The organism is Actinomyces sp. S4-C9 (genome assembly GCF_000758775.1).
In the GTDB taxonomy this organism is placed as follows: Bacteria; Actinomycetota; Actinomycetes; order Actinomycetales; family Actinomycetaceae; genus Gleimia; species Gleimia europaea.
The window spans coordinates 76,497-102,833 of record NZ_JRMU01000006.1 but is presented as its reverse complement, the minus strand read 5'-3'; the positions used below and the strand labels follow the sequence as shown (position 1 = coordinate 102,833).

Annotated in this window: 24 protein-coding genes and 1 tRNA gene; 18 read left to right on the top strand and 7 right to left on the bottom strand. The window is 56.0% G+C overall.

Annotation, left to right across the window (positions count from 1 at the left end; genetic code table 11):
* Positions 1–9 precede the first annotated feature (9 nt).
* From HMPREF1628_RS03190 to HMPREF1628_RS09275, 4 genes are all read left to right on the top strand, one after another.
* Positions 10–1,200, top strand: coding sequence for a phosphoglycerate kinase (locus tag HMPREF1628_RS03190; protein WP_034507761.1), 1,191 nt, complete (start codon positions 10–12; stop codon positions 1,198–1,200).
* A gap of 5 nt (positions 1,201–1,205) precedes the next feature.
* Entirely contained in the window at positions 1,206–1,982 is a 777-nt protein-coding gene (gene tpiA / locus HMPREF1628_RS03185; RefSeq protein WP_034507759.1) for a triose-phosphate isomerase, read from the top strand.
* Between the two features lie 162 nt (positions 1,983–2,144).
* Entirely contained in the window at positions 2,145–2,387 is a 243-nt protein-coding gene (secG, locus tag HMPREF1628_RS03180; RefSeq protein WP_016443616.1) for a preprotein translocase subunit SecG, read from the top strand.
* A gap of 1 nt (position 2,388) precedes the next feature.
* On the top strand, positions 2,389–2,676 hold the full coding sequence (locus HMPREF1628_RS09275) for an RNA polymerase-binding protein RbpA (protein WP_084703181.1): 288 nt from the start codon (positions 2,389–2,391) through the stop codon (positions 2,674–2,676).
* Here the strand turns inward: HMPREF1628_RS09275 and pgl are convergent.
* A complete protein-coding gene (pgl, locus tag HMPREF1628_RS08615) occupies positions 2,673–3,431 on the bottom strand; it encodes a 6-phosphogluconolactonase (RefSeq protein ID WP_052038825.1) in 759 nt (252 codons plus the stop codon). The two genes, HMPREF1628_RS09275 and pgl, sit on opposite strands and share 4 nt — an antisense overlap.
* A 93-nt stretch (positions 3,432–3,524) precedes the next feature.
* Complete coding sequence (tkt, locus tag HMPREF1628_RS03170; RefSeq protein ID WP_034507756.1) at positions 3,525–5,588, bottom strand: transketolase; 2,064 nt, start codon at positions 5,586–5,588, stop codon at positions 3,525–3,527.
* A gap of 113 nt (positions 5,589–5,701) precedes the next feature.
* Between tkt and HMPREF1628_RS03165 the strand changes: the two genes are divergently transcribed.
* The 7 genes from HMPREF1628_RS03165 to der are packed head-to-tail and all read left to right on the top strand — an operon-like array spanning position 5,702 to position 13,064.
* The gene (locus HMPREF1628_RS03165) at positions 5,702–6,634 is read left to right on the top strand and encodes a site-specific tyrosine recombinase XerD (RefSeq protein ID WP_034507753.1); all 933 of its coding nucleotides are present in this window, start codon (positions 5,702–5,704) and stop codon (positions 6,632–6,634) included.
* A 45-nt stretch (positions 6,635–6,679) separates the two neighbouring features.
* Positions 6,680–7,564: a ParA family protein gene (locus HMPREF1628_RS03160; protein WP_034507750.1), complete on the top strand. Its 885-nt coding sequence runs from the start codon at positions 6,680–6,682 to the stop codon at positions 7,562–7,564.
* Positions 7,564–8,361, top strand: a complete 798-nt coding sequence (locus HMPREF1628_RS03155) for a segregation and condensation protein A (RefSeq protein WP_034507747.1) — start codon at positions 7,564–7,566, stop codon at positions 8,359–8,361. The genes HMPREF1628_RS03160 and HMPREF1628_RS03155 overlap by 1 nt, the downstream gene beginning before the upstream one ends.
* 33 nt (positions 8,362–8,394) lie before the next feature.
* Positions 8,395–8,973, top strand: coding sequence for an SMC-Scp complex subunit ScpB (gene scpB / locus HMPREF1628_RS03150; RefSeq protein WP_034507745.1), 579 nt, complete (start codon positions 8,395–8,397; stop codon positions 8,971–8,973).
* Positions 8,973–9,719, top strand: coding sequence for a pseudouridine synthase (locus tag HMPREF1628_RS03145; RefSeq protein ID WP_034507742.1), 747 nt, complete (start codon positions 8,973–8,975; stop codon positions 9,717–9,719). Before scpB ends, HMPREF1628_RS03145 begins: the two co-directional genes overlap by 1 nt.
* 8 nt (positions 9,720–9,727) lie before the next feature.
* A complete protein-coding gene (locus tag HMPREF1628_RS03140) occupies positions 9,728–10,858 on the top strand; it encodes a prephenate dehydrogenase (RefSeq protein ID WP_034507740.1) in 1,131 nt (376 codons plus the stop codon).
* Positions 10,859–10,889: 31 nt separating this feature from the next.
* Positions 10,890–13,064: a bifunctional cytidylate kinase/GTPase Der gene (der, locus tag HMPREF1628_RS03135; protein ID WP_084703191.1), complete on the top strand. Its 2,175-nt coding sequence runs from the start codon at positions 10,890–10,892 to the stop codon at positions 13,062–13,064.
* Positions 13,065–13,072: 8 nt separating this feature from the next.
* Here der and HMPREF1628_RS09080 read toward each other — a convergent pair whose 3' ends face one another.
* The 3 genes from HMPREF1628_RS09080 to HMPREF1628_RS03125 all read right to left on the bottom strand — a co-directional run bounded on the left by HMPREF1628_RS09080 (position 13,073) and on the right by HMPREF1628_RS03125 (position 14,293).
* A complete protein-coding gene (locus HMPREF1628_RS09080) occupies positions 13,073–13,453 on the bottom strand; it encodes a hypothetical protein (protein ID WP_052040791.1) in 381 nt (126 codons plus the stop codon).
* Positions 13,454–14,071 carry an EamA family transporter gene (locus tag HMPREF1628_RS09075; protein ID WP_232219366.1) on the bottom strand — a complete coding sequence of 206 codons (618 nt, stop codon included), beginning with the start codon at positions 14,069–14,071 and terminating at the stop codon, positions 13,454–13,456.
* 148 nt (positions 14,072–14,219) lie between these two features.
* Positions 14,220–14,293 (bottom strand) — tRNA-Pro (locus tag HMPREF1628_RS03125).
* 161 nt (positions 14,294–14,454) lie between these two features.
* On the opposite strand from HMPREF1628_RS03125, the gene pepN reads away from it, so the two are divergent.
* The 7 genes from pepN to HMPREF1628_RS03090 all read left to right on the top strand — a co-directional run bounded on the left by pepN (position 14,455) and on the right by HMPREF1628_RS03090 (position 20,855).
* Positions 14,455–17,022 (top strand): aminopeptidase N, encoded by a 2,568-nt coding sequence (gene pepN, locus HMPREF1628_RS03120; protein WP_034507737.1) that lies wholly within the window; start codon positions 14,455–14,457, stop codon positions 17,020–17,022.
* Positions 17,007–17,834 carry a DUF881 domain-containing protein gene (locus HMPREF1628_RS08610; protein ID WP_052038822.1) on the top strand — a complete coding sequence of 276 codons (828 nt, stop codon included), beginning with the start codon at positions 17,007–17,009 and terminating at the stop codon, positions 17,832–17,834. The genes pepN and HMPREF1628_RS08610 overlap by 16 nt, the downstream gene beginning before the upstream one ends.
* Positions 17,831–18,163, top strand: coding sequence for a small basic family protein (locus tag HMPREF1628_RS03110; RefSeq protein WP_034507735.1), 333 nt, complete (start codon positions 17,831–17,833; stop codon positions 18,161–18,163). Before HMPREF1628_RS08610 ends, HMPREF1628_RS03110 begins: the two co-directional genes overlap by 4 nt.
* A 113-nt stretch (positions 18,164–18,276) precedes the next feature.
* Positions 18,277–18,891 (top strand): DUF881 domain-containing protein, encoded by a 615-nt coding sequence (locus HMPREF1628_RS03105; protein WP_232219365.1) that lies wholly within the window; start codon positions 18,277–18,279, stop codon positions 18,889–18,891.
* An 84-nt stretch (positions 18,892–18,975) separates the two neighbouring features.
* A complete protein-coding gene (locus HMPREF1628_RS03100; protein WP_034507730.1) occupies positions 18,976–19,416 on the top strand; it encodes an FHA domain-containing protein in 441 nt (146 codons plus the stop codon).
* A complete protein-coding gene (ftsR, locus tag HMPREF1628_RS09245) occupies positions 19,413–20,159 on the top strand; it encodes a transcriptional regulator FtsR (protein WP_052038821.1) in 747 nt (248 codons plus the stop codon). Before HMPREF1628_RS03100 ends, ftsR begins: the two co-directional genes overlap by 4 nt.
* Positions 20,160–20,336: 177 nt before the next feature.
* Positions 20,337–20,855, top strand: coding sequence for a MerR family transcriptional regulator (locus HMPREF1628_RS03090; protein WP_034507728.1), 519 nt, complete (start codon positions 20,337–20,339; stop codon positions 20,853–20,855).
* Between the two features lie 67 nt (positions 20,856–20,922).
* Here the strand turns inward: HMPREF1628_RS03090 and HMPREF1628_RS03085 are convergent, their stop codons facing one another.
* On the bottom strand, positions 20,923–23,439 hold the full coding sequence (locus tag HMPREF1628_RS03085; RefSeq protein ID WP_034507726.1) for a YhgE/Pip domain-containing protein: 2,517 nt from the start codon (positions 23,437–23,439) through the stop codon (positions 20,923–20,925).
* Entirely contained in the window at positions 23,439–26,078 is a 2,640-nt protein-coding gene (locus tag HMPREF1628_RS03080; protein ID WP_052038820.1) for an MMPL family transporter, read from the bottom strand. The genes HMPREF1628_RS03085 and HMPREF1628_RS03080 overlap by 1 nt, the downstream gene beginning before the upstream one ends.
* Positions 26,079–26,337: the final 259 nt, after the last annotated feature.

Here is a 26,337-nt window from a genome sequence, read left to right as displayed (position 1 = left end):
GAAGATTTTATGAGAACGATCGAAAGTCTAGGTGATCTCAAAGGAAAGCGCGTCCTGGTTCGTTCGGACTTCAACGTGCCACTAGATGGCCAGACGATCACCGACGACGGCCGTATCCGCGCGGCACTACCCACTTTGAACAAGCTTGTAGAAAGCGGAGCCAAGGTTATCGTCATGGCACACCTTGGCCGTCCGAAGGGCGAGTTCAAGCCAGAGTTCAGCCTTGCACCGGTTGCAAAGCGTCTTGGCGAACTGGTTGACGCCAACGTATCGCTTGCCAAGGACATCACCGGCGAATCTGCTAAGGAAGAGGCCGGAAAGCTAAACGATGGCGATATTCTTCTGCTCGAGAATGTTCGCTTCGATCCGCGTGAAACCTCAAAGGTTGATGCCGAGCGTGAAGAGTTCGCTTCTGAACTGGCGGAACTTGCTGATGCTTTTGTCTCGGACGGCTTCGGCGTTGTACACCGCAAGCAGGCTTCGGTTTACGACATTGCAAAGAAGCTTCCGTCCGCTGCGGGCCTCCTCGTGTTGAAGGAGATCGAATCGCTGTCGAGGGCTACCGACAATCCGGAACGCCCCTACGCGGTTGTACTTGGCGGTTCCAAGGTTTCGGACAAGCTTGGCGTTATCGCTAACTTGCTGAAGAAGGCCGACATGCTCCTCATTGGTGGAGGCATGGCCTTCACATTCTTGAAGGCAAAGGGCCACGAGGTTGGCAAGTCGCTGCTAGAAGAAGAGCAACTTGCAACGGTTAAGGGCTACATCGATGAGGCAAAGGAGCGCGGCGTTGACCTCGTCCTTCCTGTAGACATTGTGGTTGCTCCCGAGTTTGCAAAGGACGCAACCCCATCCGTAGTTGACGCGGACGCGATTCCTGCCGACCAGATGGGCCTCGATATCGGTCCGAAGTCGCAAGAACTTTACGCTTCGAAGATCGCTTCGGCGAAGACCGTTGCTTGGAATGGCCCGATGGGCGTATTCGAGTTTGAGAACTTTGCTGGTGGCACGAAGGCCGTTGCTCGCGCACTATCCGAAGGCGACTGCTTCTCGGTAGTTGGCGGCGGCGACTCTGCGGCTGCTGTGCGTCTGCTCGGCTTCGATGAATCCACTTTCTCTCACATTTCCACCGGCGGCGGTGCCTCCCTCGAACTTCTTGAGGGTAAGACGCTTCCGGGTATCGCAGTTTTGGAGGACTGATTTACATGGCACGTACGCCACTTATGGCCGGCAACTGGAAGATGAACATGGATCACCTTGAGGCGATCCACCTGGTCCAGGGCCTAAACCAAGAACTGACCGACGCTAACTTCGATTTCTCGGCTGTTGAGGTTGCTGTCATTCCGCCGTTTACCGACATCCGTTCGGTTCAGACGGTTGTTGAGGGCGACGAGATGAAGATCAAGTATGGCGCTCAGGATGTTTCCACCCACGAGAACGGTGCGTACACCGGCGAGATTTCTGCTTCTATGCTGTCCAAGCTTGGTTGCAGCTTCATCGTTGTGGGCCACTCCGAGCGTCGTGAATACCACGGCGAGAGTGACGCGCTGGTGGGCGAGAAGGCACGCGTTGCCCTCGCTGCTGGAATGACGCCAATCATCTGCTGTGGTGAAGGTCTTGACGTTCGCAAGGCTGGAAACCAAGTTTCGCACGTACTAGCGCAGATCGATGGCGCTCTGAAGGGCATGTCCGCTGATGATGTCAAGAAGAGCGTTATTGCGTACGAGCCCATCTGGGCCATTGGCACCGGCGAGGTCGCAACCCCTGAAGATGCGCAGGAAGTATGCGGCGCAATCCGCGTTCGCGTAAGTGAACTGTACGACGCCGAGACCGCTGATGCTGTCCGTATCCTCTACGGCGGCTCCGTGAAGTCCTCGAACGTTGCGGACATCATGGCTAAGGAGGACGTCGATGGCGCTCTCGTTGGCGGCGCTTCGCTGAAGGCTGACGAGTTCGCGAAGATCGCGCGCTTCAACGCCTAACCTCTTTTTGTGCCTCCACCGGAACAAACTCCGGTGGAGGCACATTTTTAGTGAAAGCCACCATGCTTGCGCGCCCGGCTATGAACTTTCGCGATGCCACGCTAGAATCTAATAGGTCAGAAAGTCTGTTTAAGCGCCGAGGCGTGAAGGAAAAGGATTAGCGTGACAGCTGTAAAAATCATCCTGGACGTGTTGCTCGTGATCTCGAGCCTGTTCCTCATCCTCACCATTTTGATGCACAAGGGTCGCGGCGGCGGCCTATCGGACATGTTCGGTGGAGGATTCTCGTCCACTGCAGGCTCGTCTGGTGTTGCCGAGCGCAACCTAAATCGCATCACGATTGGCACCCTAGTTGTGTGGGTAACCGTAATCGTCCTGATCGGTATTTTGACGAAGTTCGCCTAGCTTGGATGCGATAGCAAACATAGAATACTTCTGCGCGCGTGGCCATGTCACGCGCGTTTCTTTTTCTGCAACCGCATTGTTTGACGTTCCAAATTCGTATCCTTGTCAAACGTGCCATGAGGATGCCTGCCGTAATCGCCCCCGAGTAGGGGAAAGTGCGGCGTCGCAACGCCAGGAATCCTCGCTTACAACTAGACACTTGGCAGAGGTCGAGGCGCGGCGAAGCTCCGCTGAGAGAGACGCGATCCTCGAAGATGCACTCAGGCGTCTACGAGAAGGCGAGCACTAGAAGATCCTGTCGATCCTGCTGGCTGCAGCTTTGTCCACCCACCACTGCGTTCCCACCTGGTTCATTGCGCCTGCGGGTACCTCTCTAAAATTCGCGCCCTGCAGCGCCTGCGCAAAAACCGTAGCCTTTTCTTTACCCGCAACCACAAACCAGGACGCCCGTGAACGCCGCAATAGAGGAATAGTCATTGAGATTCGCTGCGCTGGAAGCTTGGGGGACTGCGGTTCTGCAACATACAAGCCAGCCGCATCCAAGGTTTGGTGAGAGGGAAACAGGGACGCAAAGTGGCCGTCCTGGCCAATTCCTAAAATACTCATATCAAGAGCTATTGAACGAGGATCCAGCAGGGCGTGCAACGAATATACCGACACCATTTCTTCCTCATACCGGCGTGCCGCCGCCTCCAAACTCTTGCTATTCGAGGGGGTGGGCGGCCGGTGGAGCTGAAAAATAGGGAACTGGGATGAGAGCGCCTCATCAACATGCGTGTCGGCGCGGTCTGCATCTTCATATTCCACGTAGCACTCGTCAGCCATCCAAATATGAACGGGTGACCACTGCTCCACAAGATCAGGGTGGTGGCGCATGATGTCGGCAATCTTCTGTAAAAGCGTGGTGCTGATATCACTGGCAATGCCTACGTGGATCCGGCTGCGCTGCTGTGAAAGCTCAGTGATCTTGCGAACCAGGGAGAGCGCCACCTTCGCGTGGAGTTCCTCTACCGTTCGGTGAACTTTCAAATCTGTTTCAAGCATTGCTCCGCCTTGCAATCGACTGTGCTCAGTTTACGAGATTAGGGGTAAAAAAATCTGGAGGCCAGCTTAGCTGACCTCCAGATTAGTTGAACGTTAGGTTAGGACCTCACGGGCAACCTTAGCCACGTTTTCCGTGGTGAATCCGAACATCTCCATGAGATCATCGCCCGAGCCAACCTCACCGAAACGCTCCAGCGAAACCGCGCGGCCCTTAATACCGAGGTACTTGTACCACGGTGCAGCCAAACCGGCCTCGACACTAACACGTGCGGTAACGGCCGAGGGGAGTACCGATTCCTTGTACTCCTCAGACTGCTCGTCAAACCACTCCATACAAGGAACGGACACAACGCGCGCCTTCACGCCCTCACCCGCGAGGACCTCCGCGGCGCCAAGCGCATGCTGGACCTCCGAACCGGAAGCCATCAGAATAATGTCCGGCGTGCCCTCCGTGTCACGTAGCACGTAGGCTCCGCGGGCCAGGCCGCTTGCGGGAGCCAGGTCGCCTCCACGCTTCGGGTTAGGCAGGTTCTGACGGGAAAGAATCAGGCCGGCCGTGGCGTCACGCTTCAAGATTTCCTTCCATGCCTCCGCCGTCTCAGCGGCATCCGCCGGGCGGACGATCGAGAGGTTTGGAATAGCGCGGTAAGCGGTCAGGTGCTCCACAGGCTGGTGCGTGGGGCCATCCTCGCCAACACCAATCGAATCGTGGGTCCACACGAAGGTCGTAGGCAACCCCATCAGAGAGGCCAGACGCACTGCGCCACGCATGTAGTCAGCGAACACGAAGAACGTGCCACCGTAAACGCGGGTGAGTCCCTCAAGTGCGATACCGTTCATGATGGCACCCATCGCGTGTTCACGAACACCAAAGTGGAGGTTGCGACCGTACTTGTTGCCCGAGAACATTGCAGAGCTGCGCTCTTCCGGAAGGAAGGAGGGCTCGCTGTCCATGAAGGTGTTGTTCGAGCCAGCGAGGTCAGCCGAACCACCCCAAAGCTCAGGAAGAGCCGGAGCCAGAGCATTCAGCACCTTGCCCGACGCGGCGCGGGTAGCAACGGCCTTGCCCTCTTCGAACTTCGGTAGCGCATCCTCCCAGCCCTCGGGTAGCTCGCGCTTTGCAAGACGATCGTAAAGTTTTGCAAGTTCGGGGTTAGCCTCGCGCCACTTAGCGAACTTCGCGTCCCATTCGGAGCGGGCGGCCTGGCCGCGCTGCTTCATATTCGCCTGTGCGTGTGCAACGGCCTCCTCATCCACATCAAACATCTTCTGTGGATCAAGGCCAAGTGCTTCCTTCAGGCCTGCAAGAGCATCGGAGCCAAGCTTCGAGCCATGTATAGCGCCCGTGTTCTGCTTGCCCGGGGTAGGCCAGCCGATGATGGTGCGCAGTCCGATGATCGACGGGCGGTCGGTCTCAGCCAGCGCGTTCTGGATCGCCTCTTCAACGGCCTCAACGTCTTCCTTGTATTCGCCGCCCTTGGTCCAATCCACGTGCTGGGTGTGCCAGCCGTAAGACTCGTAGCGCTTCATTACATCTTCAGTGAACGCAATCGACGTGTCATCTTCAATGGAGATGTGGTTGTCATCCCAGAACACAATCAAGTTGCCAAGCTTTTGCGTGCCAGCCAGCGAGGAAGCCTCGGAAGAAATGCCTTCCTGCAAGCAGCCATCGCCCGCGATTACCCAGATATTGTGATCGAACGGAGACTCGCCAGGAGCGGCATCCGGGTCGAACATGCCACGAACACGGCGCTGCGCCATTGCCATGCCCACAGCGGACGAAAGGCCAGAGCCAAGTGGGCCCGTGGTGATCTCAACAAAGTCAGTGTGCTTGTACTCGGGGTGGCCGGGCGTCTTTGACTTCAGGCTACGGAACTTCTTCAGATCCTCAAGGTCAAGGCCGGCGTCAGCCAGGTACAGAGAAATGTACTGGGTCAACGACGAGTGACCCGCAGACATCACAAACCGGTCCCGACCAAGCCACAGGCTATCTTGCGGGTCCATCTTTAGGTGCTTCTGGAAGATTAGGTACGCGAGCGGTGCGAGAGAAATCGCGGTGCCCGGGTGGCCGGATCCAGCGTTTTCGACGGCGTCTGCGGCAAGCATCTTTGCTGTTTTAACCGCGCGATCGTCAAGTTCGTTCCATGAAAATGTCATGAAAATAGCCTTCCCTTGTCGTTAATTTAGAAATCGGTCACAATTGTATCTGTTTGGTCGTTTTAACGCGTTCCGTGTTTATTTTAACACGAAAAGAGAGAACATTTAAGATTATGATACCTTCACGCAACAGTGTTTTACAGCAGTATCTGGTCGATTTTTTAGACTACTTGAGTGTTGATAGCGGCGCGTCAAAGCACACCATCTCGGCATACCGTTCAGATATCTCCAGGTTTCTCGATGACACGCACCTAGAGTCGGCCAATGAACTAAACGCCAAGGTCATTAACGACCACCTAACTAAACTTTCAACGGGGGAGCTTGGACGAGCTTTTGCACGGTCCTCGATTGCGCGCGCTCGTTCCTCAATCTCGGGCTTCATAAAGTTCTTGATCGATCGCGACGTGATTGCAACTGATCACATGGACGACGTCGAGTCGATGGGGACGCCTATGCGACTGCCGAAGGCGCTCACGCTCGACCAGGTCAAGCAACTACTCGACGCCGTATCTGAAACGCCTGGCCCAATCGGCCTGCGCGATACCGCCGTGATGGAGATGCTTTATGGAACAGGGGCTCGCATTTCTGAAATAACCGGCCTGTATCCGGAAGACCTTTTGCTGGATGGGGATGTGCCTGTGGTTCGCCTTTTTGGCAAGGGCCGTAAAGAGCGCCTCGTTCCCCTGGGCAGTTACGCCCGCGATGCGGTAATGAAGTATATGAGGCAGGGCCGTCCCGAACTCGCAGCTAAGAAAGGCAACGACAAGCACCTGTTCTTGAATACGCGCGGGGGAGCGCTATCGCGTCAGTCAGCGTGGGAAATCATCAAGAGTGCGGCAAAGAAGGCAGAGATTGAGGATGTCTCTCCCCACACTCTTCGCCACTCATTTGCCACCCACCTGTTAGAAGGTGGCGCTTCGATCCGCGATGTCCAAGAGCTCCTCGGGCACTCATCGGTGGTAACCACCCAGATTTACACGAAGGTTTCGATCTCAACGCTGCGTGAGGTTCATGCAACCACGCACCCACGAGCCACCTCTGACTAGCGTCGGGGGGCGCTATTTTGGCCCGGCGGCGCAAGAGCAGGCCAGATGACATATTCTAGGGGAGTGAGTGAGATGCAACCAGGATTAGTTCCCGTACCCCCAGAAGGCGGACGCGACAACGACTTCCCCGTACCGCCCCCGCTATCATCGCACGGCCCTGCCCGCGTTATTGCCATGTGTAACCAGAAGGGTGGAGTTGGTAAAACTACCACCACCATCAACCTGGCCGCAGCGTTGGCGGAATACGGCAGGCGGGTTCTCATCGTGGATTTCGACCCGCAAGGCGCCGCATCTGCAGGACTTGGCATCAACTCGCAAGACCTTGACTTCACAATCTACAACCTGCTGATGTCCTCCAAGGTCTCTATCCGAGACGCCATCGAGCACACCAAGATCGAAAACCTAGACCTAGTGCCGGCCAACATCGACCTGTCAGCAGCTGAAGTCCAGTTGGTAAATGAGGTCGCGCGCGAGCAAGCATTGACCAGGGCCTTGCGCCCCGTCATTGATGAGTACGACGTTATCCTCATCGACTGCCAGCCCTCGCTAGGACTTCTTACCGTCAACGCTCTGACGGCAGCCCATGGAGTTATGGTTCCCCTGGAGGCCGAGTTTTTTGCGTTGCGCGGTGTTGCCCTCCTCATTGACACGATCGACATGGTGCACGACAGGCTAAACCCCCGCCTAAAGATTGATGGCATCTTGGTCACGATGGTTGACCTGCGCACGTTGCATGCGCGTGAAGTCCTCGAGCGCCTTCAAGAAGCCTTTGGGGACAAGGTTTACGACACGATCATCAGGCGTACCGTGAAGTTCCCGGACGCTTCCGTTGCCACCGAACCCATCACTACCTATGCGCCCTCTCACAAGGGAGCGCAGGCTTACCGCCGTCTAGCGCGCGAAGTGATCTCTCGCGGAGACGTAGCGTAGTGACCACAACCGAGGGCGGCGGGTTCACCGTTTCGTTAGAGAACTTCGAAGGGCCGTTCGACCTTTTGCTCGGCCTTATCTCTAAGCGAGAAATGGACATTACTGAGGTTGCCCTCGCCGCTGTGACAGACGAGTTCATCGCCTACATGCGCGTAGACCCCGATCTTTCGCGCACCTCTGAGTTCCTGGTTGTAGCGGCAACCTTGCTGGACATGAAAGCCCGTTCCCTCCTGCCCGTCGAGGATGAACAGCTTGAAGCAGACCTCGAATATCTAGAGGCTCGCGACCTCCTATTCTCCCGGCTTTTGCAATACCGCGCCTTCAAGCAGGTGGCGAATATTTTTGGCCAGTTGTGGGAGGTAAACAGCGGCGCGCATCCAAGGCAAGCGGAGATGGAACCCAAGTTCGCTGCTCTTTTGCCGCAACTACGCTGGTCCACAACCCCGCTTGACCTGGCCAAGATCGCGGCAGAGGTAATCTTTGCCGCGCCGCCGGAAGTTACAACCACCCATTTGCATGACCCGCTGGTGCCCGTACGCCCGCAAGCTGAATACATTTTGAAACAACTGAAAGTGCTTGGCGACGCTAGCTTTGAGCAGCTCTGTGCAGACGCGCCGGATGTCAACACAATAGTTTCTCGTTTCCTCGCCATCTTGGATCTGTACCGTGAAGGCGCAGTGTCATTCAAACAAGAAGCACCCCTCGCGAAGCTCTCAATCCATTGGACGGGTTCGGACACCAACGTCGCCGACATGCGAATGGAAGACGAGGAAGGCACAGTGGTAGCACCACTTTAGGTACAATGACTTCAGTATTGACGGGAGGTCGACATGCAAGAGGCAATACCCCAAATCTTTAGCGATAAAGAACTAGCCAAAATAATCGAAGCAATCCTCATGGTTGTGCCCGAACCTGTAGCATCGGTAGACATTGCGAATGCACTTAATATCGCGGACGACCAGGTGGAGGCAGCACTTACTCAACTTCGCGCCGAGTATGACCGTGACGAACGCGGATTTGAACTCCGCGAAGTCGGTGGGGGATGGCGCTACTATTCGCGTTCTGCATATGACCCCTTCGTGTCTCAGTTTGTCAGTGGTAGCCGCATGCAAAAGCTTTCCCAAGCCGCCCTAGAAACTCTTGCCGTCATTGCTTATCGCCAGCCTGTCACCCGGCAAAAAGTCAGTTCCATTCGGGGAGTCAACGTGGATTCAGTTGTCCGCTCCCTGCAAGCCCGAGGCCTCATTGAAAGTGCTGGTGAAACCGCAAGTGGAGCGACACTCTTTCAAACTACAACTGAGTTCCTTGAACGAATGGGGCTACGCTCACTCGATGAGTTAAGTCCTCTTGCACCCCACCTTCCGCACCGAGACGAACTTTCTGAACTAGCGCAATCTTTGGAGAAATAATGAAGAACGATCCTCACGTAGATTCGGGAATCCGCCTGCAAAAAGTTATCTCGCAAGCCGGCGTGGCATCTCGCCGTCACGCGGAAATCCTCATCACCTCGGGTCGCGTTCGCGTGGACGACAAAGTGGTGCGGAAGCTCGGCACCAGGGTTGACCCCAGCCGGCAAGTGGTCCACGTCGACGGCGAACGCCTTCTATTAGATACCGAGTCTCTAACCATTGCCCTCAACAAACCTGTTGGTGTTGTGTCCACAATGGACGATCCAGAAGGACGTGCGTGCCTAGCGGACTACACCCAGGACTACAACCAGCGCCTATTCCATGTGGGACGTCTTGATACCGACACGGCTGGTCTGATCCTACTGACTAATGACGGGGAGCTTGCACACCGACTCATGCACCCCTCGTTTGAAATTCCAAAAACATACGTCGCCACCGTTCCAGGCGAGGTGCCGCGCGGCCTGCGCAAGAAAATGCTACGCGGTATCGAACTTGAGGACGGACCCGTTCAGGTTCAAGATTTTCGCATCAAAGACCAGTATGGCGACCTCACCCTAGTGGAGCTGACGTTGCACGAGGGGCGCAATCGCATTGTCCGCCGGCTGCTCGAGAGTGTGGGTTTCCCCGTGGTTGAACTGGTTCGCACGCAGTTCGGGCCGGTTAAGATCGGGCGACTACACCCAGGCGTCACTCGCAAGGTTGATGGCGCCGTGCTTCAAGAGCTGTACAAAGCCGTAAACCTGTAGGAATCACCGTGCAGATTTCAACCAACCCGGACGGCCGGCCCATCCAAACGACGGGGCCGGTGCTTGTGATTGGCTCCGGCCTGCTGGGAGGATCCGCAGCGCTGGCTCTAAAAGCTGCGGGTGTACAAGTATTCCTCCAAGATATTTCTCCCGTGTCACTAGCCTTGGCCCGCGATATTGGTGCAGGCGAGGAATACACGCCATCTAGCCCACAACCTGCACTGGTTATTGTTGCAGTACCCCCCGATGTAACTGCAGATTGTGTTGTGAAGGCACTGAAGACACACCCAGATGCGGTAGTGACTGACGTGGCTTCGGTGAAGTCGATTATTTTGGAGGAAGTTGAAGCCGCTGGTGTTGATGCATCGCGTTACGTCCCATCGCACCCCATGGCAGGTCGGGAAAGATCCGGCGTTGCAGCTGCGGACCGGGACCTGTTTGTGGGGCGTCCGTGGGCAGTGATTCACCACCCAACCTGCTCTCCTCAGGCGCGCGTAGTTGTCCGCAACCTTGCGGTGGACCTTGGCGCCACCGTGTTGGAAATGAACGCGCAAGAGCATGATCGGGGAGTGGCTATTGTTTCGCACGTGCCACAGCTAGTCTCGTCCTTACTCGCCTCCCGGCTTCGCAATGCCACAGAGGATGAGCTCAGCCTAGTTGGCCAGGGCCTGCGTGATACCACTCGCATCGCGGCTTCCGAGCCGCGTCTGTGGACGTCGATCGTGTCAGGTAACTGCGGCCCCGTGGTGGATGTATTGCGCGAGTACCAGCGGGAACTAGATGACCTCGTTCGCGGACTTGAATCGGGTGCTGCCGCAGGCTTTGGCGCTACCGGATCCGTTGCCGCTATAAACACTGCCATATCGCAGGGTAACGAGGGCGTTTCGCGAATTCCTGGAAAGCACGGGGGAGTGCAGCGGCGCTGGGCTATCGTGGAAGTACTTATTCCTGACAAGCCGGGTGAGCTCGGCCGACTTTTCACCGAACTGGGTGCGGCCGGAATCAACATTGAAGACCTCACCATGGATCATTCCGCACACCAGCGCGTTGGTCTGGCCCAAATTTTTGTAAACCCGACTGTAGCTAAAGAAGCCGAAAAAGAACTTGAAATGCGCGGCTGGCGCATCGTTAACCAGTGAGCTGGGAGGAAACGTGGAGGAAACAGCAAACATGAGCGTAGAGCAAATGAAGGCGCTGATTAGCGAGTTTGGGCTGTCTGTTGCTATCGATGGACCCTCCGGATCGGGCAAATCAACCGTTGCTCGTGCATTGGCGCGCGCGCTTGGCATTGGTTACCTCGATACCGGAGCGATGTACCGTGCGCTCACGTGGTACTGTCTGGACGCCGGTCTACCCCTGGACGATCGCGCCGCTGTAGCTGGTGCGGCAGACTCGTTCCCCTTGTCCATCACCACCTCGCCCGATGATTTCCGTGTAACCGTGGGGGATACTGACGTCACGGAACAAATCCGCGAGTCCCGTATTTCCAAGGAAGTCTCAAAAGCTGCCACAAATCTGGACGTGCGTGAGTCGCTTGTGCGCCAGCAGCGCGAAATTATCAATGCGGCCCGCCAATCCGGCAATGGCATGGTTACCGAAGGCCGGGATATCACCACTGTGGTGGCACCCGATGCGGATGTGCGCCTGCTACTTACTGCTTCGGCTGAGGCCCGGATGAAACGTCGCGCAGTGCAGTTGCTAGGTGAGGGTGTGGACGAGGCCGCCATTGAATCCATGCGCACCGAGGTTGTTGGACGAGACGCTAAAGATTCTACGGTGGTAAACTTTCAGGAGGCCACTGAAGGCCAGATCCTGGTTGATTCGTCCGCTCTTGATGCCCAGCAGACTCTTCAGCTTGTGCTTGACTACGTGGGGCAGAATCTTGCGCAACGAGCCGAGCAAGCTGAAGCTGACAATGCCCGCGTTCGCGCTATGCGCGTTGCCCTCTCAAACTATGAGCTTTACGACGAAGACCAGAATGTGCTGGAAGGTGAGCTTCCCTTTGAAGAGTTAGAAACCTCGACCTCCGGCAATCCTGTTTTAGCCATTGTGGGACGCCCAAATGTTGGTAAATCAACACTTGTGAACCGGATTTTGCAACGCCGTGCTGCGGTTGTTCAAGACACTCCTGGAGTCACGCGTGACCGTGTTTCTTACCCCGCAAACTGGAACGGACGCGACTTTACACTGGTGGACACCGGCGGCTGGGAAATTGACGTGCGCGGCCTGGATCGTTCCGTTGCGCAGCAGGCTGAAATCGCAATCGAGATGTCGGACGCGGTGCTGTTTGTTGTAGACGCAAATGTTGGCATCACGGATACGGACGAGCGGATCGTGAAGATCCTTCGTCGTTCTGGCAAACCCGTGGTACTCGCTGCCAATAAGGTTGATTCGGCTGCACAAGAGCCGGATGCCTACGCACTTTGGAACCTTGGGCTCGGCGAACCTTTCCCTGTATCAGCGTTGCATGGCCGGGGAGCCGGTGACGTGCTCGATGCAGTTATGAAGATTCTTCCCGAAGAATCCGCTGTCGCGCAAAAACTACCCGAAGGTGGCCCGCGCCGCGTGGCACTAATTGGGCGCCCAAATGTGGGTAAATCTTCTTTGTTGAACCAGTTGGCCGGGGAAAACCGCGTGGTTGTTGATAACACCGCAGGCACAACCAGAGACCCGGTTGACGAACTTATCGAGATGGCCGGACGCCAATGGTGGTTTGTTGACACTGCTGGCATCCGTCGCAAGATGCACCGCACGTCGGGCGCTGACTACTACGCCTCCATTCGTACCCAGGCCGCGATTGAAAAGGCCGAGGTAGCCATGGTTCTACTGGATGCCACCGAGCCGCTATCCGAGCAGGACGTGCGAATCGTGCAAGCAGCGCTTGATTCGGGTCGCGCCCTCGTAATCGTTAACAACAAGTGGGATTTGGTTGATGAGGATCGCCGGCTTGACCTTCAACATGAGCAAGAACGCGACCTTGCACACGTTGCGTGGGCTCCGCGCATAAATCTGTCCGCGCTCACCGGATGGCACACGAACCGAATCGTGCGGGCACTGGACACGTCGCTACGCTCTTGGGACATGCGCATTTCTACGGCAAAGCTGAACTCGTTCCTGGGAGAGCTCGTTGCGGCCACGCCCCACCCGGTGCGCGGTGGAAAGCAGCCGCGCATCCTATTTGCAACGCAGGTATCTGCCCGTCCGCCCAGGTTCGTGATCTTCACAACCGGGTTCCTTGATCCTGGCTACCGCCGCTTCATTGAACGCCGTCTGCGTGAAACCTTTGGCTTCGAGGGCACCCCAATCAAAATCAGTGTGCGGGTGCGCGAAAAGAAGCGCCGGTAGGGCTCCAGCTAGTCTGTTTGGGCCGCGCCATTCTCGTTCCACTCATTCGGAATGGGAATGGCGGTTGCATCAGGCGCGCCCGGATCCACCAGCGTGTTCGCTGAAGTTTTGCGGAACCTGCGCCAAGAATGCGCCTCATTCTTGGATTTTCGAGGCCGCCGGCGTCGCCATGGCCGCGCCGCGGGCACAGCCCAGGATTTCCTGCGTATAATGGCGCGCACGCCATCTAGGCCAAGGATTACCACAGCGAGCCAAATCCCGATGTAGGTAACCCATTCGAGGCCCTCAATGCGCTCGCCCAGCAGGGTTGCAACGACGGTGACCAAGATCGGTTCAACGTAAGACAGTAAACCGAATACCGCGTACGGCAAAAGTTTTGCGGCCATCACCTAAGAGATGAGGGCAAATACGGATAATCCGCCCAGTGTCAAAAGTAGGATTGCGGCAGGAAGGTGCGAAAATGCAACGCTCACGCCGTTTTGTCGTGATGCTGCATAAATCGCGAGGGGCATCGCCAGTGCCATTTCCCAGGTGAGGGCGCCCACGCCATCAGTTTCAAAAATACGGCGAAGCACAAAGTAGATTGGGTATCCCACCGCAACATAAACCGTGACCCAGCCTAATCCGCCTCCTCGGATCACTTCGAACACCACCGCGGCGCACGCGACGAGGGTTGCAATAAACGTGATGGGAGAGAGGCGTTCTTTAAAAATCACTCTGCCAAACAGAACCACTACCAGGGGCATCAAGAAGTAGCCCATTGATAGAGCTAACGTGTTACCGGTTTGGGGTGCCCATCCGAAAAGGAACATTTGGGATGCCAACATTGGCGCATTAAATGCGTATGCCAGTAGTTTTTTGGGGGCCGAGATTACGCGCTTGAGCTCGCCAGAAAACCAAAACCAACGGCCGCTTACCGCAAGTAAGAAGAGAATTCCTGGAACCGTGAACACTATGCGCCAGGCCCATACCTGTGTGCCTGACAAAGCTGGTAGTTGTCCAGCCACAAATGGATAGCTGCAAACATGACCGAGGAGAGAAGCGAAACTACTACGCCGCGACCAGCCATTTAACACCAATCTAAAAGGACGCTGTGGGAGGGGATAGGTATTAAAAACCCCGAGACATTACTGCATTGTCGCGGGATTTACATCGTCGGGCTGGCGGGATTTGAACCCACGACCCCTTGACCCCCAGTCAAGTGCGCTACCAAGCTGCGCCACAGCCCGTGCTTTTCAGCAACAACGATTCTAACCGAATGATTACTCACATGCCTAATCGGCCAGGCGGATGTGGGCTACTCCCCACATTGTCAGTCCCACGCATGTTTTACTGGGATGTCGATTCATGCCAGTAACGGTTTGGTGGCCGCCTTCGATACACTGAGGCAGTGGAGACTTTGACCCGTGAAGAAGCGCTGGAACGAAGCGCCAACGTAATACCGGACGAGATTGATGTTTACATCGACCTTTCAAATGCAAAATCTGGTGAAGAGGCATTTTTCTCGAAATCAACGATTCGATTTGAGACGAAATCCTCATCCGTTTTTGTCGATCTTGTTGCGAAGAGTGTTGAGGAAGTGCGCGTTAATGGTGCGCCTGCAAACTACGAGGTGACGGATACGCGGGTCTTGGTGAAAGACCTTCCAACGGATAGCCCAGTGAGTTTAGAAATTGAGTCGCATTGCTACTACTCGACAACCGGGGAAGGCCTGCATCGCTACATCGATCCAGAGGATGGCGCTACCTACCTCTACACGCAGTTTGAGCCCACGGATGCGCGCCGCGCATGGGCCTGCTTTGACCAACCCGATCTGAAGCTCCGCTGGCAGTTCAGTGTTAAGGCTCCCTCGGATTGGATAATTCTATCTAACCAGCCCGAACAGTCCCGTAATGCGGTTGGCGAGCTGGCGGAGGTAACGTTCAAACGCACGCCACCGCTCTCGTCCTACATCACTGCGGTGGTTGCCGGCCCATACGCTCGCGTTGATGGAGGCACCTGGAGTGGGGGAGCCGCCGACGGTGGCCACGCCAACATTAGTTTGGGTGTTTACTGCCGTGCGTCTCTTGCGCAGTACTTGGATGCCGAAGACGTCTTGACTGTGACGCGCCAGGGTCTTGATTTCTATCACGAGCATTACGGCTTCACATATCCGTGGGGCAAGTACGACCAGGTTTTTGTACCCGAATATAATCTTGGGGCTATGGAGAACCCGGGTTGTGTGACCTTCAACGAGAAGATGATTTCTCGCGACACGCCCACGAGAGCCGCACGCCAATCTCGCGCCAACGTCATTTTCCACGAGATGTGCCACATGTGGTTTGGAGACCTCGTAACCCCAAGGTGGTGGGATGATCTATGGCTGAAGGAGTCCTTTGCGGACAACCAGGGGTCAATGGGATTAACAGAGAATACCCAGTTCGACACCGAGTGGGCCACATTCGCTTCCGGCCGGAAAGAATGGGCATACAAGCAGGATCAGCTACCCACCACCCACCCAATCGCAGCCGACATTCCTGACGTTGAAGCGGCAAAGAACAACTTCGATGGAATTACCTACGCTAAGGGTGCGGCTGTGCTTAAACAGCTGGTTGCCTATGTAGGGAAAGAAGCTTTCTTTACCGGCGCCCGTGAATACTTTAAGAAACACGCGTTCGGAGCAACCCGGATGCAAGACTTTTTAGAGGCGCTCGAGGAAGCCTCCGGTCGCGATAATCTCCAGGGTTGGGCAAAGGCATGGCTAGAGACCACCGGCCCTTCAACTCTGCGTATTCGCCGAGGTAAAGACGGTTTCATACTGGAGCAGCATTCCATGGACGCGATCACTGGGCAGGAGGCGCTGCGCCCTCACCGGGTAAATGTCGGCTTCTATGAGCTGACGGGCGATAATTTGGTGCGCGTGGGGATCGAGGAGGTCACGCTCACTGGATCATCCCTCCCGCTCGAAACTGCCGGGAACTATGACCTCGTCCTCGCAAATGATGATGATCTAACGTACGCGCTTGTTGAACTGGATGAGAACGAGGTAACAACCGCGCTTCGCTTCGTCTCTACGATTGCAAATCCAACCTCACGCGCAGTGCTTTGGTCAGCGCTGTGGGCGGGCGTGCGGGCAGCAAAGATAAATCCACGCGACTACGTGAATGCGGTGGCGAGTCAGGTGCCGTTCGAAGAAGATGACGCGGTTGCCGGTGACCTAATCGGCAACGCTCTCGAAGCTCTCCTGTACTACATGGCCACGCCAGAGCGAAAACTGGAGGCAAATAGTTTTGCCAACTACGCGATCAACGCTATTGGACGGTCGGACGCCGAAGATCGCAAGCGCGAATGGGCACTTGCCGCAACTCGTGCTTTGAATATCGCCGGTTCGCCGGGTGAGGATCAGATGCAGTTCTTGCATGACCTTGCGGCCGCTAATTCACCCCTCCTAACAGTTGGTCCAAATCTTGCGTGGCGGGCCCGAATTACCCTCGCTGCTCTAGGGGCAATTACTAGAGAAGATGTGAAGGCGTATCTGAAAACTGATCCTTCCGGTGAAGCTGAAGTGTTTGCGCTACAAGCAATCTCAGCGCTTCCGGGTCGCATCGAGCGCCAGAAGACCTGGACGCGGATTCTTGAAGAAGATCTCGCCAACGAAAAGATGAGCGCTATGCTGGCCGGTCTAAATGCAGGATCGCTAGGTCACGGTGCAACCGGTTTCGCAGGCGACTTTTTTGATCTTGCAGCGCATTATTGGGACTCTCACACGATCGGTATGGGAAGGCGCTTCATTGCGGGTGCTTACCCTTCCGTGATCGATGCGGGCAGTCCCGAGGAGGCGGCAGCGCTACGGTACATGGCTTCGTGGTGGGTGAGCGCAAACGAGAACGCGCCGGTAGCTCTTGTGCGTCTCATGCGCGAGGCAGCCGATAATTTGGAACGCAGTTTCAGGATCCAAACCAAATGGCTGACGAAGTAGAATCCGTAGATCACGCGGCCGAGGATAATCGGGCATTAACGCAGCCGTCGTCCCAGCTAGGCGGCCTCCTTTTTGACCCGCTCAACTATGGCGTGGGCGGATCATCTGAGTCTCGCAAAACGCCGCGCCGCCCATTTGAGACGGTCATCGCCCTCTTGCTCGCAATGGTGCTTGCCTTCTGCGTGACCATCGCGGTGAAGAACCTAATCGGCCATAAAACTACACAGGAGAAAACGCGCAGCAACCTCAGTGAGCAGGTTGCTCGCCAGCAAGACATTGTCAATCAACTAGAGGTTGCCAACGCGGAGGACGCGGCTCGAATAGCTCTCTTATCCGCTGACTTAAAGGACACGGTTACTGCAGATCAACCAGCGGCACAAAGCGCACAGCTGGAAGAGATCGAAGGCAGTGGCATCCAAGTCACGGTTAGTGAACGCGAGGGGGCAGAATCTGTCGAGAGAGTTTTGGATACCGACCTGCGCTACATCATCAACGCCCTTTGGGCAGGTGGCGCAGAAGGCGTGGAGATAAATGGGGTTCGAGTGGGACCGACCACTGCTGTGCGCACCGCGGGTGGCGCCATCTTGGTTAATTTCCAACCCGTAGTGGCGCCATACAGTATTCGCGCCATCGGAGACCGTGAGGCACTTGAACTCCAGCTAAAATCCGGTGGGGTAGCGGCCTATCTGTCTACACTGGACTCAAAATACGGCATTAAAACATCAATTCAGGCGGAGGAAAAAATCGCCTTGCGCCCAGCTAGCGTTCGGGGCGCGAGCCTTACCGAGATCGTTCAACAGGAGCAGCAATGATCGCAATACTTGGCCTAGTCCTCGGAATTATCCTTGGTATTCTTCTTGACCCGACCATTCCGTACGCGCTCCAACCGTACCTTCCCATCGCCGTCGTGGCAGCGATGGACGCGCTCCTCGGCGGTGCGCGCGCCTGGTTTGAGGGCAAGTTCTCTGATCGCGTGTTCATCACCTCGTTCTTTTGGAACGTGCTCATCGCCGCCCTGCTGGTGCTGGTAGGCGCGCAACTGGGTGTGGGAGCCGCAATGACAACGGCAATCGTGGTTGTTCTAGGTATCCGAATTTTCTCTAACGCAGCTGCGATACGTCGCCACATTTTTGGGGCTTAACCGTGAGAGAAAGAGACTTATCAAAGCGCCGCCTACGCGACCTCCTAACAGTGAGGTTTCGTCCCATTCACCTGCTTATCGGCTTGCTACTGTTCAGTTTGGGATTTGCGTTTGTGGCACAAATTAAGATCCAACGATCGGATCCACTTGACGGCCTGAATGAAGACGAGCTGGTGTTACTGCTTGACCAACTAACCGCTGCCGAAAGCCAGCTACGCGACGAAAAGGCTGAGTTGACCGACCAAATCTACAAGTTACAATCGGCCCATTCCCAAGGACAAGCAGCCGTGGAAGCCGCCGAGAAGGAGCGTGAACTTGCTCGCATCCTTGGCGGAACCACACCCGTGCACGGGCCCGGGCTCGAGATCGTTGTGAACCAGGGGAGCAGTCCGATTCCTGCCCAAAAGTTCGTCACTATGCTGGGCGAACTTCGCAACTCGGGGGCGGAAGCTATCGAATTGAACGGGAATCGGATTGTGGCCACATCCTTCATTACGTCGGACGATGACGGCGTCTTGAGTCTTTCTGGGACTGAGCTGAAGGCTCCATACACGTGGAGGGTGATTGGCGATGCGGACACTATACAGCCGGCCCTAGACATCGCCCGCGGCGCCACCTCGCAACTTCGCGCGTCAGATGCAACCGTAGAAATCACGCGTGTAGATGACATCGAGATAGATTCGACGGTTGCCCCCAAGACATACCGCTACGCTAAGCCCGTCGAGTAGCGCTGCCGTGTGGTGGATAACTTGTTCCAACGGAACTAAACTTGAAGGATAGATATTCGATCCCCGTCGACGAAGGAGAAGGCGATGTCCCTAAACAACACGCCAGATCCCAATGAAACCGCCATTTTTGGCGCATTGGACACGCCAAGTGAACCCACAGAACCGTTTACTCGCCGTCCGCTTTCGGCAGCCGATCAAGCCGCGGTAGACGCGCTACCGTACGGTTCGGCTCTCCTCATCGTTCAACGTGGTCCAAACTCCGGTGCTCGTTTCCTCCTCGACAAAGAGGTAACTACTGCAGGACGAAGCCCAAAGGCTGATATTTTCCTTGACGACGTCACCGTCTCGCGCCGTCACTGTGAATTCCGCGCCGTTGACGAGGGCTTCTTTGTGCGCGATTCCGGCTCTTTGAACGGCACCTATGTTAACCGCGAACGCACTGAGAGTGCCGAGTTACACACGGGCGACGAAGTACAAGTTGGCAAGTACCGCCTTACGTACCACCCATCGAACAAAGCTTCATGAGCGCAAAACGACTCCGTTTAGAAAATGAGACACCAATATCTTGGCCTCGTGATGTTTCTCATGAGGCAAGGTTTTCTATTGGTCAGGTAACCGAACAGGTTAAGCCCGAGTTTCCTGCACTCACGGTGTCTAAAATCCGGTATCTAGAATCGGAAGGCCTGCTTGAGCCTGAACGTACTGATTCCGGGTACCGGAAATACTCCAGCGCAGACATAAAACGGCTGCGTTTCATTCTGACGGAGCAACGTGACTCTTACCGCCCGCTTCGCGTTATACGCGAGCAACTTGCCGCGCTCGACGCGGGTCACGAGATCGACCGGATGCCTACCGCAAGGGTTGTGTCCGACAAGGGCGTAACTAAGGTACCCTCGCGCGAGCATGTTTCGGTTCGTGAACTTTGTGACCTTACGGGCGCCTCAAAGGCAGAGATCGAGGAATTCACCACGCTTGGCTTGCTCTCTCCGGACCTGAGTGGGTACTTCCGCGCAAAATCTGTAAAGGTAGTTGAACTTCTGCTGCAGATCCGCAACGAGGGGATCAGCCCGCGCAACCTTCGCACGGTGCGCCAAGCTGCCGAGAGACATGCGGATATCATCGACACTACGGTGCAGCCACTTCGAGCACGAGGTCGCGCCTCAGATATTGAACGGGCACGAGCCAGGAGTGCTGAGATTGCAGAACTGACAGCCGATCTGCATCGCGAGTTTTTGCGCATGGCAATCGATAAACTTTCAGATAGTTAGACGAATTCGATAACAAAATAGTCTCAAGTTAAACTTGAAGGTAAGGCGCGCCGCGCGTTTTATTGACGCCGCGCTTATTCCGTTCTAGCGTTGATCTCAGTTTGACCATCAACCTAATAGTCGCGAGGAGATATTCAGTTGGTACCAGATAATGGAGCCGCTACGGCCCGGCAGGGCATGCTGTTTGGCGACGTCCTCGCGCACCTCACGCCCGAAACCGGATACCGCGGTCGCATCGCCTGTCAGGCGGCTGGCATAACTTACCGCCAGTTGGATTACTGGGCGCGCACTGGCCTTGTGGAACCGTCTATTCGCACGGCACAGGGCTCGGGTTCACAAAGGCTTTATTCGTTCCGCGACATCCTCGTGCTGAAAGTGGTGAAGCGCCTTTTGGACACCGGCGTCTCGCTGCAGCAGATTCGTACTGCTGTAACGCACTTGAAAGACAGAGGGGTGGACGACCTCGCTTCAATCACTCTTATGAGCGATGGGGCTTCGGTTTACGAGTGCCGCTCACGTGACGAGATGATTGACCTAATCGAGGGCGGTCAGGGCGTGTTTGGTATCGCAGTTGGTCACGTTTGGCGCGAGATCGAGGGCTCGCTAGCTGAGCTTCCTAGTGAGGAGGCCGAGCCGGTTCTTCCGGTTGAAGATGAGCTTGCCAAGGCAAGGCGCGCTCGCCGTAACGCTTCTTAAAATATCTTCGAAGTTTTGGGGTGGAACAGATCAAACTGTTCCACCCCAAAACTTTATTCTGTGCCGGCTAAGCTTCTGCATACTGCCGGCGCAGTTGGGCTACGTCTAGCCTGCGCGCCTTCCTAGCAGCAATCGCGCTAAACAGGAATGACACCAGGCCCCAGAGCAGGAGGGGGATGGCCGTTGCCACGATACTGGTTAGGTTACCGCCAACTACGGTGTGGGTTAGACCGTTCATGAGGGCGGATAGCGGCAGCAATCCAGAAATCATTTGGAACGCACTAGGTGCGGTCTGGATCGGAATGAGTCCTCCAAGCGAGACCACCTGTACCACTAGGAACAGTAACGCCACTATGCGCCCCACGCGCGCTCCAAAAACAGCGAGGAGTGCCTGATTGATTGCGGTGAAAGAAACTACTCCAATGGCCATAATGATTGAGGTTAAAGCGAAGCTCTTTGGAGAAACACCGAACAAACCAGCAATAATCGCAACACCAATGGCTTGTACCAATGCGAACACTAACGCCGGGCGAAGCGAATTCCAGGCCACCCGCACGGGCGCGACTGAAGAAGCTAGTTCCCGACGGCGCAAACCGGGCATTGCTAAATACGTAGCAAACGCTCCCAACCACAACACTATCGCTGCGTCCCATGGGAATAGCGTGTTGGCTTCACTCGTCTTGTAAAGGGCAGCATTTTCAGACCGGATCGGAATCGCCCCCACATTCACAATGCGCGTGCGCTCAGCATCTGTGTAGCTAGGTACCTGATTGACGCCGCCCTCAAGCTCGGTGGCGAAGCGCGAGGTACCCTCTATCAGCTGCCCGATACCTGCGTAAAGCTCGCTAGTGCCCCCGGCAAGTTGATCGGTTCCTCCTGCCAGCTGGCCCGCTCCGCTTGAGCTTTGCCCCGCGCCCCGCGCCAGTTGCCACGTTCCGTCTTCGAGCTGAATAAGGCCGGGATTTAAGAGCCTCAGGCCGGCGGCAAGCTGGCTGGCACCATCCACGAGGCCGAGCTGGCCTGGCGTTCCATCGAGGCCACTTTGAAGTTTTGCCGCGCCATCGGAGAGCTGACTAAGCGCCTGCGACATTCCGAGGCTACCGGGCGTACCGTTCACCCCGTCGCGCAGCTGGGCAATACCTGCAGCAAGCTGGCTCGAACCTTCGCGTAGCCTCTCCAGATCTGCGCTAATGCCAGCAAAACCTCCGGCATCTTGGAGTTGTTTCACTAACTCTTCTATGCGAGTACTGATCTGTACGATCTGATCGACGAGCTCATTAATTCCGGACCGGGTGAGTAGCTCATTCAGCTGGGCAAGCGCCTGATCCAAGTTGGGATCGTTCTGAGGAAGATTTGCAAGGGCCTGCTCGAGGTCACTCACAGTCTGGTTAAGCGCTGCGCAATACTCCGCAGTTTGCGTGGCATCGCATTGGGCAGCCAGCTGCCTAAGGCGGGGGAGAGCGCCTATATTCTGGTCCGTACCGTAGATGAGGCCGCGTACGTAATCGAGCAGGTTCTGTGAGTCTTTGATGACGTCACGGATCTTTTCCACCTCAGCGGTAATCTCTGCGGATGAAGGCAGGTTATCCAAGGTTCCATCCGGAATCGCGTTCTCGATCCGCGCGAGGGGTTCGAGCACCTGGTTTAGACCATCTACCAGCTGATCTATGCCTTCGCTTAGCTCTTTGGATCCGTCGGCGAGTTGCCTGGTTCCTTCGGCAAGCCCGCCTGGCTCGTTGACGCTTCGCTCCAACTGGTCGATACCGGATTTCAGCCCGGGAGTTGCGTTCGTCCCCACGAACCCATCCCGCAGCTGTTTCGTGCCCGAAGCCAGTTGATCAGCGCCATCGGCAAGCTGACCCACACCGCCGCGCAGTTCGCTTACCCCGCCTGCAAGCTCGTTCGCGCCGCCGTACAGCTGGTTCAATCCGGCCGCCAGCTGTGCGGTTCCATCGGCAAGTTCGCGCGCGCCCGAGGAGAGCTGGCCGGCTCCCTCGCCAAGCTTGTTTACACCATCATCTAGCTGTTTGGCACCGTCTGCGGCCTGGCCTAATTGATCCTTCATGTCGCCAAAGCCAAGGAAGATCTCATCCAGCATCGTCTCGGTTAGGGTGTGCCCCATTGTGGTGGCAGCGACTGCCGCAATCTGGGCAGAGATGCGTCCCATGAGCTCAGATGACGCGTCATTAGACGTCACGGTAATAAGTGCGGGAGTAGCTGCGGTAGTCCCAATGGACGTAACGTTCTTTGAAAAGTTTTTTGGGATGGTGATGACCGCTTGGTACTGCCCAGATTCAAGCCCGCTTCTCGCAGTTTCTTCCGTGACAAGTTGCCAATCAAGGTTAAGATCGACCGGCTCATCGGGATACATGAGGCCCCCGGCCAGCTCGCGCCCGATGGGCACCGTAATCCATTCGCCATCAACCACCATTTTGGCGCCCTCGTCCAAGTTGACGATCGCGGCGGGAATCTTGTTGAAGTTGTTCGGGCGGTCTGGAAGCGACCAAAGAGTAAGCGCCGTTGCCAGGATGGGCAGTAGCACTACGGCCACGAGGGCCCGTATATCTCGTCCGGTAAGTTTCATTACCCATTCACCTCCAACTTAACGCGTACTTCATATGAGTCTTCATTTGCGAATTCATCCGTGTTTTCCGGCCCGAGCAGCAAAGCGCCGCCCGCCTCGAGGATCTCTTGGACCCTGGCCTTCTCCACCTCGCGAAGAGGCCTGTTGACAAGGAACAACATGGGTTTAGAAACCTGCGGGATCTGGGTAGCCAGGTCATCAAGGAAAACGCTGCGTGCAATAACTCGGCTGGCCTCGTCGCGGCTTGAAATATCGAACACGTAGATCGATCCGGTGTGGGGGAGGAGCCTGGCTCCAAATGCGGCAAGCATCGCAGTACAAGCCGCCGGATCGCCGGTGAAGCGGATAATGTCGCCCGGGCGCACGGCTAGTTCTACGCCGCTTACAAGGTCACCACGCCGGTCTCCAATGCTCACATTCTCAGCTCTGGCGACAACCTCGCCGTATTGGCGTTGCCAGTCCACGTGTTTGAAGTGCAGGTCCATGCCGGTTCCTTCAACATCGAGATGGGGGAGCATCCGATCCAGCCACTTCGGCAAGTACCACGCCTTGTCACCCAGAAGTTGAAGGACGGCGGGCACCAGCGTCATTCGTACCAGGAATGCATCCACGCCAACGCCAACCAACAGGCCGAATGCGATTGGTTGCACGTAGAATGACCCGTCGGGGATAAAGCCGGAGAACACAGACATCATGATGAGGGCTGCGGCCACAACCACCGGGGACGAGCCCACGAATCCCGTGCGAATGGACTCTCGCGCGTTACCACTGTGCGCGTAGTCTTCCGCCATTCGCGAGACCAAGAACAGCTCGTAGTCCATTGCCAAGCCAAAAAGGACACCCATGAGCATGATTGGCATGAAGGAAATGACAGGGCCTACCTGGCCTATTCGCAGCAGGTCGTTACCAACTCCATCGATGAATACCCACGTGGTCATGCCAAATGCCGCGGCCACAGAGAACACGTATCCAAGCGTGGCTTTGATCGGCACCCAAATCGAGCGGAACACAATCAGCAAAATGATGAGGGAGAGCCCCACAACGACTGCTCCAAATGGCAGTAGCGCAGAGTACAGCTTCTCTGATACATCGATCGCTACGGCCGCAGAACCGGTGACCATCACGTTAGAGATGTCGTATTTAGCTTCCCAATCAGGCGCTGCATCCCTAAGAGCATGCACTAGCTGTTCGGTTTCTACGCTATCTGCTCCGGTCTTGGGGATCACCACAACAACACCCAAATCAGCGCTGCGGTTAGGTGTAGAAAGCTGTACCTGATCAACGCCGGGCATCTGCTCGATTTCGGACTTCATGCTCGCCATTAGGCCCAGCGGATCCCTCGAAGTAACGATGTCACCAATCACAACCAGCGGCCCGTTAGCTCCCGGCCCAAACTCCTCGGCTACGAGGTCAAAAGTTTGCCTGGCCATCGTGGATTCATCTTCAACGCCATTATCTGGCAGAGCTAGGCGCAGATTTAGCGCGGGAATAGTCATGACTGCAACCAAGGCAGTAACGCTCAAAATGGTGAGCCAGGGGTGCGAGGTTACGGTTTTCACCCACCATGCAGACAGGTGTCGTTTACGCCCCGAATCGGCCTCGTCCTCGCCATTCTTTAGCTTTCGCCGCTTAGGTCGTAGGCGATCTCCAAGTACGGCAAGGAGCGCGGGCAGGCCAGTTACTGCCATCACCGCCGCGATAGCAACAGCCAGGGCCGCTGCTAGACCCATAATTGTGAGGAAGGGAATGCCCGCTACAAACAGCGCCGTCAGCGCAATAACCACTGTCATCCCCGCAAAAAGCACGGCGGCACCCGAGGTGGCGATGGCACGCGGAATCGACTCTTCGACGGTGTAGCCCTCAGCCAGCTGATCTAAATGTCGCGAGACAATAAATAGGGCGTAATCGATTCCCACAGCCAAACCCAGCATGATAGCAAGCGTTGGGGTAGTGGTAGAGATTGGCACAAAGGCGGCCACTATCATCGTGATTCCCATGGAAATACCAACGCCGAAAAGAGCTGTAATGATCGGCACCATACCCGTCTTAAACGAACGGAATGCCACCGATAAAACCATAAGGGCCAGGGCTACACCCACTGCTTCAAGAGGGGAGAGGGGGATCTCAGTGAGCGACATAATCTGGCCGCCAACGTGCACACTCAACCCGGCTTGCTCTGCCTGTTTCGCGATGCTCACCAGCTCGGATACGGAGTTATCATCAATCGAGTCGAGGCCAAATGAGAACTGTACCTGCGACATCGCATAACGATTATCATCTGACACCAAGGGAGCCATTATTGAGTCATCGAACGGGTCCGCTACAGCGGTCGCGTACTTAATGCTCTTTGCCTGGTTGAGCACAGCGGTAATCTCATCCCGATAATCCCAGATGTTACCGCCCTCCGGAGCCCCGAAAATGACCTGGCCTGCGGTTCCAGACAGTTCTGGGAAACGCTCAGCCATTACATTCAGGCCATCTTGCCCCTCGGTGCCGGGGATAGTGAAGTCGTTCGTTAGCTTACCGCCCAAACCGAACATCGCAGCTATAACCGCGGCCAGGATCAATATCCAGGCAAGAAGCACCGTTTTTGCATGCTTAACCGTGGAGGTGGCTAGCCGAAACAGAATCGATGACACTATGGTTCCTAAACACGCGATACGTTGTTTCTTCGATTCTATTATTTATTCGCCACGCTTGAAGACCTAGAATGCTCCGAGCGCCACCGCGAAGTGGTTTCGTAGTGGGCACGGGTCAAGGCAAGCTCCACGCGCTCGCACTACGCGAGAACCAAAGGGGTAGAGGTACCTTATTCAGGTTCGTAAAACGATATTTAATAATGACATAATGTACATTATCGGATTAGTGTATTAGATTGAGACCTTTACGGTCGAGGGT